Origin of the sequence: Janthinobacterium sp. KBS0711 (assembly GCF_000988085.1) — a bacterium.
GTDB lineage: Bacteria > Pseudomonadota > Gammaproteobacteria > Burkholderiales > Burkholderiaceae_D > Janthinobacterium > Janthinobacterium lividum_E.
Window position 1 is genome coordinate 190943 of record NZ_LBCO01000024.1, and the last position, 8598, is coordinate 199540.

Below are 8598 nucleotides of genomic sequence, written 5' to 3' on the forward strand. Positions count from 1 at the left end.
CCGACCGGCCGCCTTTCGCGGCCGGTCTCACTTTACGAATAAAGAAGGCCCGCTATGCCATTTTCCTCACTGGGTCTGATTCCCGCCCTGGTCCGCGCCGTTGACAAGGCCGGCTATGCCGCGCCGACGGCCATCCAGGCGGCCGCCATTCCCGCCATCCTGCGCGGCAGCGACGTGCTGGGCGCGGCCCAGACGGGGTCCGGCAAGACGGCCGCCTACGCGCTGCCGCTGCTGCAGGCGCTGATGGCGCCCGTGTCCGGCCCGCGCCAGGTGCGCGCGCTGATCCTCGTGCCCACGCGCGAGCTGGCGGCGCAGGTGGGGCAGACGGTGCACGCGCTGGCCAAGCCGCTGCCGATCAAATTGAAGATTTCCGTGCTGTTCGGCGGCGTGTCGATCAATCCGCAGATGATGGACTTGCGCGGCGGCGCCGATATCGTCGTCGCCACGCCGGGCCGCCTGCTCGATCTGATACGCCAGAACGCCGTGAAACTGGGCGGCGTGTCGCTGTGCGTGCTCGACGAGGCCGACCGTTTGCTCGATATGGGCTTTAGCGAGGAAATCAACGCCATCCTGGCGCTGTTGCCAGCGAGACGGCAAAACCTGTTTTTCTCCGCCACCTTTCCCGACAGCGTGCAGGCGCTGGCCGACAGCCTGCTCAAGGAGCCCGTGCGCATCGAGGTGGCATCCGAACCGCAGGACAAGCCCGACATCGTGCAGCGCGCCATCACGGTCGACGTGCCGCGCCGCACGCAGCTGCTGCGCTACCTGATCCTGCAGCAGCAATGGGAGCGCGTGCTGGTCTTCGTCGCCACCAAGTACGCGGCCGAACACGTGGCCGACAAGCTGCAGCGCGCGGGCCTGCACGTGGGCGCCTTCCACGGTGAATTCAGCCAGGGCACGCGCAGCCAGCTGCTGGCCGACTTCAAGGCGTGCCGCTTGCAGGTGCTGGTGGCCACCGACGTGGCGGCGCGCGGCATCGATATCGCCGGTTTGCCGGCCGTCGTCAACTATGACTTGCCCCGCTCGGCTGTCGACTACACGCACCGCATCGGCCGCACGGGCCGCGCCGGCGAAAGCGGCACGGCCATCAGTTTCGTGACGGCCGATACGGAAGCGCATTTCCGCCTGATCGAAAACCGCAACGACTTGCGCATCGTGCGCGAAGTGGTGGCCGGTTTCGAGCCGACGGAACTGCCCGCACCGATGAACCCCGTCACGGACACGGTGAACGGCGGCGTGAAGGGCGCGCGCAAGAGCAAGAAGGACAAATTGCGCGAAGCGGCTGCCAAGGCGGCCGAGAGCAATTAAATCCCCCTTATGTGCGCTAGCCGCTTGAACGGCCGGCCGTCCCGCTTTAAGATGATGTTTCTATAAAGCAAGGGGATGGCAATGCACAGGATATTCATCATGCGCGCGGGCGCTATGGCTTGCGCGCTGGCGCTGGCCGGTTGCGCCGGCATGGGCGGTAACAATGGCACGACCGGCTTGCAGATGCCGGGCAAGGCGCCGGCCGACGCCGCCGTGGCCGCCACCTGGTACAACCCGCCCAGCGAATTCCCCGGCATTTGCCTGACCCAGTTCAAGGATGGCAGCCTGCGTTTCGACGGCGGCTTTGCCTTCTATAATCCGGGCCGCTGGGCCTACGATGGCGCCACGTCAGAACTGCGTTTGCAGCTGGCGCCGACGCCGTCGCTGGAACTGTCGCACGCGCAAATTGTCCAACACATGAACCTGCTGCGCATCGAGGCGGCAAACAATACGCTCGTGTATGGCGTGAAAGCCGACACCAAGGCCATCGGCTTGGGCGGCTTTGTGTTTTACCGCGACACGCCTTGTCCTGTACAGCGCGGATAAGTGGCGCATTAGTGTCATACAGGAATATTTAGTCGTATAATTTCAAGGCAAGCTGGCTGCCGCGCAAGACTCGCAAGACTATGTTGCGCGGCAGATTTCCCCTCCAGGCAAGCTCCGATATCGCCATGGCGATGAGAGGATGGTCCGATGGATGTGCACGACGAGCATGGCATGCCGGGTACTGCGGCGCTGGCAGCGGACGCCGGGCAGCAGGCCGTGGCGACGCCGCGCACCTTGCTGCTGGTCGATGATGAACCGAATATCCTCGCTTCCCTCAAGCGCCTGCTGCGGCGCGATGGCTACCATATCCTGACGGCCAACAGCGGCCAGGAAGGGCTGGACGTGCTGGCCATTCACGCCGTCGACGTGATCGTGTCGGACCAGCGCATGCCCGGCATGCTGGGCGCCGATTTCCTGCGCAAGGCCAAGCTGCTGTGTCCGCAAACCATACGCATCATGCTGTCGGGTTATACCGAATTGCAGGCCGTCACGGACGCCGTCAACGAGGGCGCCATCTTCAAGTTCCTCACCAAGCCCTGGGAAGACCATCAGCTGCGCGAACATATCGCCGAAGCCTTTCGCCTGAAGGGCATCGACGACGACAATGTGCGCTTGAATGCGCAGCTGCGCGAGGCCAACCAGGCGCTGGCGGCGGCGAATGCCGCCATGCAGGCGCTGGTGCGCCAGCAGCAGCACCAGATCAGCCGCGACGAAGTCAGCCTCGGCATCGCGCGCGAGCTGCTGCAATTTTTGCCGCTGCCCGTGATCGGGCTCGATGAAGACGGCATGATCGCCTTCATCAACGCGGCGGCGGCCAACCTGTTCGAACGGGGCGCGGCCCTGCTGGGCAACGAGGCGGCGATCGTCCTGCCGCAGCTGTTCGACGGGCAGGGCGCGCCACGCCTGGCCGCCATTGATGGCCAGCCATACGCCGTGGCCGTCCATCCGATGGGCTTGCATTCGCGCTCGCGCGGCAGCCTCGTCACCCTGAGTCGTCATGGAGCGGGTACATGATCGAAAGCGGACGCGAGATTTCCATGGAGCAGGCGCAGGAAGGCATGGTGCTGGCGCAGGCGTTGCACGACGCCAGCGGCGCCGTGCTGCTGGCCCAGGGCGCCACCCTGACGGCGGCGAACCTGACGGCCTTGCGTCGGCGCAATGTAGAGCGCTGCCATGTCGTCATGGACGAGGCGGTCGACCCCGCCGCGCAGGCGCACGCCGAGCAGGAACGCTTGCGCAGGCTGGAACGGCTGGCCGTGCTGTTCCGCGCCACGCCGCCCGATTCCGCCGGGGCCGAACTGCTGGCGCTGCTGCAGAGCTACCGGCAAGGGGGCGCCACATGACACGGCTCAGTGTTGAACACATCATCCGCCAGATCCAGGAGCTGCCTTCGCTGCCCGTGGTGGTGCTGGAACTGCTGTCGAGCATGGACCAGGACGACACGGACGTGCACGTGCTGGCGCAAAAGATCGAGCTGGACCAGGCCCTGGCGGCGAAGACCCTGCGCATCGCCAATTCCTCGTTCTACGGCATGCAGTCGAAGGTCACCAGCATCCCGCAAGCCGTGTCCGTGCTGGGTTTTCACAGCATCCGCACCGTCGTCACGGCCTGCGCCCTGACGGGCAGCTTCGCGCCCGTCAGCGGCGGCTTCGATTTCCAGGCGTTCTGGCGCCACTCGCTGGCCACGGCGATTGCCGCGCGCCTGCTGGCGCCGCACTTGCGCGTCAATCCCGAGACGGCGTTCACGGCGGGCCTGCTGCACGACCTGGGCACCCTGGTGCTGGTGACGCGTTTCCCGGCCGAGCACGCGCTCGTGCGCAGCTACCGCCAGGCGCATGACTGCCAGATGGCCGATGCGGAACTGGCCGTCATCGGCATCGATCATGCGCAGGTGGGCAGCGCCCTGGCCGCCTACTGGAAGTTTCCCGAGACGATACAGCAGGCGGTGGCCGACCACCACGCCATCGACCGGCTGGAGGCGGGCGGCTTGCCGCTGGCCGTGCACCTGGCCAATGCCGTCGCCCTGGCGCTCGACTTGGCCGGCGTCGACGATGCGCTGGTGCCGCCCCTGTCGCCTGCGGGCTGGCGCAGCGTCGCGCTGGACGAGCAGGCCTGGCTGGCGCTGCTGGAGCAAACGGAACGTACCTTCGATGAAATGTCGCGGATCATGCTGGCATGAACAAGAAAGAGGCTATGGAAACAGACGCAGGGCAGGTGCTGCCCGCCACGCCGGAACGCCGCCAGGGCGACAGCATCGCGCTGTCGGCGTTTTTCGACGGCCATCCCGTGGCCACTTTCGCCATCGACACGGAGCACGTGGTGACGCACTGGAACAGCGCCTGCGAACAGTTGCTGGGCTTTACGGCCGCCGAGATGGTCGGCACGCGCGACCATTGGAAGGCGTTTTATCGGCAGCCGCGCGCCTGCCTGGCCGACCTGCTGGTGGCCGACGATATCGCGCTCGGCGAAAATGACCGCTATCTTGGCAAGCTGAAGCGCTCTTCCGTGATCCCCGGCGCCTTTGAGGCCGAGGATTTCTTCGCCGATATCGGCCCCGACGGCCACTGGCTGCATTTCACGGCGGCGCCCCTGCGCGACCGCCAGGGCCGCCTCGTGGGCGCCATTGAAACCCTGCGCGACGTGAGCGAGCGGCGCCTGGCGGAACTGGCGCTGCGCAAGGCGCACGACAACCTGGAACACCTGGTGGCCGAGCGCACGGCCCAGCTGGCCGACATGAACGAGCGCCTGGCCGACGATATCCGCCAGCGCCAGATCGCCGACCTGGAATTGCGCGAGCGTAACCTGGCCCTGACGGAATTGAACAGCAAGCTGTCGCTGGCCCAGCAAAAGCTGCTGCAGTCGGAAAAACTGGCCTCGATCGGCCAGCTGGCCGCCGGCGTGGCGCATGAGATCAACAATCCCATCGGCTATGTGTTTTCCAACGTCGGCACGCTGGAAGGCTATCTGGACGATCTGTTCAGCATGCTCGACGCCTACGAGGAAGCCGAGCCGGCCGTCGCCGACCCAGTGGTGGCGGCGCGCCTGCGGGCGCTGCGCGAACAGATCGACCTGGACTTCCTGCGCAGCGACATTCCCATGCTGATGGGCGAGTCGAAGGAAGGCATTGCGCGCGTGCGCCGCATCGTGCAGGACCTGAAGGATTTTTCGCGCACGGATGCGCACCAGGAGTGGGTCTGGGCCGACCTGCGCCAGGGCATCGATACCACGCTCAATATCGTGAATAACGAGGTCAAGTACAAGGCCGACGTGGTGCGCGAGTATGGCGACATTCCCGACATCGAATGCCAGCCTTCCGAGCTGAACCAGGTGATCATGAACCTGGTCGTCAACGCGGCCCACGCCATGGGCGAGGCGCGCGGACGCATCACCCTGCGCACGGGCAGCGACAGTGCGACGGAAGTGTGGATCGAGGTCGAGGACACGGGCGGCGGCATCGCACCCGAACACCTGTCGCGCATCTTCGACCCCTTCTTCACCACCAAGGCCGTCGGCAAGGGCACGGGGCTGGGCCTGTCGCTGGCCTACACGACGGTACAAAAGCATCACGGCCGCATCGACGTGCGCAGCATCATCGGCAGCGGCACCACCTTCCGCATCACCTTGCCCGTGCGCCAGGCGCAGGCCGTCGCATCATGACCGAACAGGACAGCATGAACATGAGCACCAGCGCCAGCACCGGGGCCGCGCCGCCCACCATCCTGTGCGTCGACGACGAACCGAATATCCTGTCGTCGCTGCGGCGCCTGTTCCGCCCGCACGGCTACCGCGTGCTGACGGCCGATGGCGGCGCGGCCGGCCTGGCCCTGCTCGAGAGCGAGACGGTGGACTTGGTCATCTCCGACATGCGCATGCCGCACATGGATGGCGCGCAATTCCTGGCCCAGGTGCGCCAGCGCTGGCCCGGCACCATCCGGCTGCTGCTGACCGGCTATGCCGACATCCAGTCCATCCTCGACGCCATCAACCAGGGCGAGATCTACCGCTACGTGACCAAGCCCTGGGACGAAAACGATATCGTGCTGGTAGTGCGCCACGCGCTGGAACGGCGCGCGCTGGAGCAGGAAAAACTGCGCCTGGAAGCGCTGACGGCCAGCCAGAACGTGGAGCTGCAGGCGCTCAACGCCAGCCTGGAAGCGAAGGTAGCCACGCGCACGCAGCAGTTGAAACAGTCGCACGACGAGGTGCAGGCGGCCAACGAGCGCCTGAAGGCCACGTTCGTGACGACGATCAAGGTGTTTTCCAACCTGATCGAAATGCGCGGCGGCAAGCTGGCCGGCCATGCGCGCAGGGTGGCGGAGTTGTCGCGCAAGCTGGCGCAGGCGCTGGGCCTGGAAGGGCAGGAGGCGCGCGACGTGTTCATCGCGGCCTTGCTCAAGGATATCGGCAAGCTCAGCTTGAGTGACGACGTGCTGGAACTGCCGGCCAGCGCCTGGACGGGCGAGCAGCTGGCCGCCTTCCGCAAGCATCCGCTGCGCGCCGAGCAATTGTTGATGGCGCTGGACGAACTGCGCGCCGTTTCCGTGATCCTGCGCTCGCAGCTCGAGCGCTTCGACGGCGGCGGCTTTCCCGATGGCCTCGTGGGCCTGGCCATTCCGATGGGCGCGCGCATCCTGGCGCTGGCGTCGGACTACGACGGCTTGCAGATCGGCGCCATGGTGCAGCGCAACCTGCGCGCCGAGGAAGCCCGCACCCTAATCTACGACAGCGTCGGCAAGCGCTACGATCCGGCCGTGGTGGCCGCTTTCCGCGGCATCATGGAAGAGACGGAGCCGCCGGCGCGCGACCTGACGGTGCTGTCGGGCCAGCTGGAGCCGGGCATGGTGCTGTCGCGCGACCTGATCAGCCGCGACGGCTTGATGCTGCTGGCGGCCGAACACGTGCTGACGGCCCGCGTGATTGCCCAGCTGCTCGACTTCGAAGGAAAGAATGGCGGACGCCTGAGCATCCGCGTGTACGCGCCCTTGAAGGAATGCTAGGGCGGGAAGGCTAGGGCGCTGCCTGGGCTGCCGGCGGCGAGACGGGCAGGTGCACGGTAAAACGCGTGCCGCGGCCCACTTCCGAGGCCACCTCGATGCGGCCGCCATGCTTGTTGACGATGCCGTACGACAGCGACAGGCCCAGGCCCGTGCCGCTGCCCACGGCCTTGGTGGTGAAGAACGGTTCGAAGATGCGGTTCAGGTGCTCGGGCGCGATGCCGGCGCCCGTGTCGCCGATCTCCACCCACACCCAGCCGTCCGCATGACCGGTGCGGATGCTGATCACGCCGTCGCTGCTGATGGCTTGGCCCGCGTTGACGAGCAGGTTCATGAACACCTGGTTCAGCTGCGAGGCCAGGCACAGTATCGGCGGCAGCTCGCCATAGTGCTTCTCGATGCGCGCCTTGTATTTCAATTCGTTGGCGACGATATTCAGGGTGCTGTCCAGGCCCGCGTGCAGGCTGGCCACTTGCCAGTCCGTCTCGCCCACATGGGAAAAATCCTTCAGCGCCTGCACGATGTCGCGCACGCGTTTGAGGCCATCCATCGATTCGCGCACCAGGTCCACCATGTCGTCCTGCAGGAAGGCCAGGTCGGCCTGGCCGCGCACCTGGGCCACGCGCGCGGCCAGGGCCGGGCCGTCCAGCGTTTCGCGCATCGCCGCTTCATACTGCTCGATCACGCCGAACAGGGTGCCGACATAGCCTTGCAGCGAACTCATGTTGGAGTTGACGAAGCCGATCGGGTTATTGATTTCATGCGCAATGCCGGCGGCCAGCTGGCCGATGGACGCCATCTTTTCCGATTGCAGCAGCTGGTCGTGCGCTTCCTGTAACTTGCTGATCAGTAGTTGCTGCTCTTCGCCGCGCGCCTGCAGCATCGCTTCCATGCGCTTGCGTTCCGTGATGTCCGTCAGCGAGCCGATCACCTCGAACGGCACGCCATGCTCGTCGCGCACGAGGCGCAGGCTGTCGTGCATCCACAGATAGCTGCCGTCGCGCACGCGGAAGCGGTATTCGTAGGCGCGCGCGCCTTCGACGAAGATCTGCGCCAGGCTGGAAAAGATGCCGGGCGCATCGTCAGGGTGGATGTGGTCGAACCAGAAATTGGGGTCGGCCACCATTTCCTCGGGCTGGTAGCCCAGCACATTCAAGGCATTGTTGCTGACGAACGTCATCTTGAAGTCGCCGCTGGGCACGGTGCAATAGATGATGGCCGGGGTATTGTCGAGCAGGTATTGCAGGCGCACGGCCGTGGCGGCCGGCGTGTCGGCGTCAGGCGCCGCCCCGGCATGCCGTCCGGTATCGGGAGTGGAAAGGTCGAAATCCTCGAACTGCATCGTCACACCTCGCTGCCTGCACGGCATAGCTGTCATCCTGGCTCGATTATGCCTGATTCTGCCTGCCTTGGGCCGCCATCGGCGCGCTCAGGGGGCCAGCGGCTGCTCGATTATCGCCATGCGCCGCGCGATGTGCTGCGCCGCTTGCGCATCGCCCGCCTGTTCGGCGCGCAGGCGCTGCGCACCGAGCCATGCCAGCAGCGGACGGCGCCAGCCCTGGTCCGAGGCGGTGGCCACGGCCGTATCGAGCAGTTCCGGCGTGGCGCGGCCAGAGCGCAGCAGCACGCCGGCCGCCACCAGCTGCGACAGCGGGTCCTTGATGGCGGCCACGGCGCTGGCGGCGGCCGTGTCCGAAACGGCGCCCGCCACGGCCCGCTGCGCTTCCGGCAGCAGGGCGGCGTCGGCCGG

At 66.3% G+C, this 8598-nt stretch carries 8 protein-coding genes and 1 pseudogene; 7 read left to right on the plus strand and 2 right to left on the minus strand.

Annotation, left to right across the window (positions count from 1 at the left end):
* Window positions 1-54 precede the first annotated feature (54 nt).
* The 7 genes from VM94_RS13435 to VM94_RS13465 all read left to right on the plus strand — a co-directional run bounded on the left by VM94_RS13435 (window position 55) and on the right by VM94_RS13465 (window position 6851).
* On the plus strand, window positions 55-1308 hold the full coding sequence (locus tag VM94_RS13435; RefSeq protein WP_046683939.1) for a DEAD/DEAH box helicase: 1254 nt from the start codon (window positions 55-57) through the stop codon (window positions 1306-1308).
* A 99-nt stretch (window positions 1309-1407) separates the two neighbouring features.
* Window positions 1408-1854: a hypothetical protein gene (locus tag VM94_RS13440; protein WP_046683940.1), complete on the plus strand. Its 447-nt coding sequence runs from the start codon at window positions 1408-1410 to the stop codon at window positions 1852-1854.
* Between the two features lie 147 nt (window positions 1855-2001).
* Complete coding sequence (locus tag VM94_RS13445) at window positions 2002-2868, plus strand: response regulator (RefSeq protein WP_052755757.1); 867 nt, start codon at window positions 2002-2004, stop codon at window positions 2866-2868.
* Entirely contained in the window at window positions 2865-3197 is a 333-nt protein-coding gene (locus VM94_RS13450; protein ID WP_046683941.1) for a hypothetical protein, read from the plus strand. The genes VM94_RS13445 and VM94_RS13450 overlap by 4 nt, the downstream gene beginning before the upstream one ends.
* Window positions 3194-4033, plus strand: coding sequence for an HDOD domain-containing protein (locus VM94_RS13455; RefSeq protein WP_046683942.1), 840 nt, complete (start codon window positions 3194-3196; stop codon window positions 4031-4033). Before VM94_RS13450 ends, VM94_RS13455 begins: the two co-directional genes overlap by 4 nt.
* Before the next feature lie 14 nt (window positions 4034-4047).
* Window positions 4048-5511, plus strand: a complete 1464-nt coding sequence (locus VM94_RS13460) for an ATP-binding protein (RefSeq protein ID WP_046683943.1) — start codon at window positions 4048-4050, stop codon at window positions 5509-5511.
* Window positions 5508-6851, plus strand: coding sequence for an HD domain-containing phosphohydrolase (locus VM94_RS13465; protein ID WP_235432910.1), 1344 nt, complete (start codon window positions 5508-5510; stop codon window positions 6849-6851). The genes VM94_RS13460 and VM94_RS13465 overlap by 4 nt, the downstream gene beginning before the upstream one ends.
* Before the next feature lie 10 nt (window positions 6852-6861).
* Here the strand turns inward: VM94_RS13465 and VM94_RS13470 are convergent, their stop codons facing one another.
* Window positions 6862-8190 (minus strand): ATP-binding protein, encoded by a 1329-nt coding sequence (locus tag VM94_RS13470; protein ID WP_046683944.1) that lies wholly within the window; start codon window positions 8188-8190, stop codon window positions 6862-6864.
* Window positions 8191-8277: 87 nt separating this feature from the next.
* A pseudogene (locus VM94_RS29005) lies at window positions 8278-8598 on the minus strand (hypothetical protein); the annotation flags it as partial.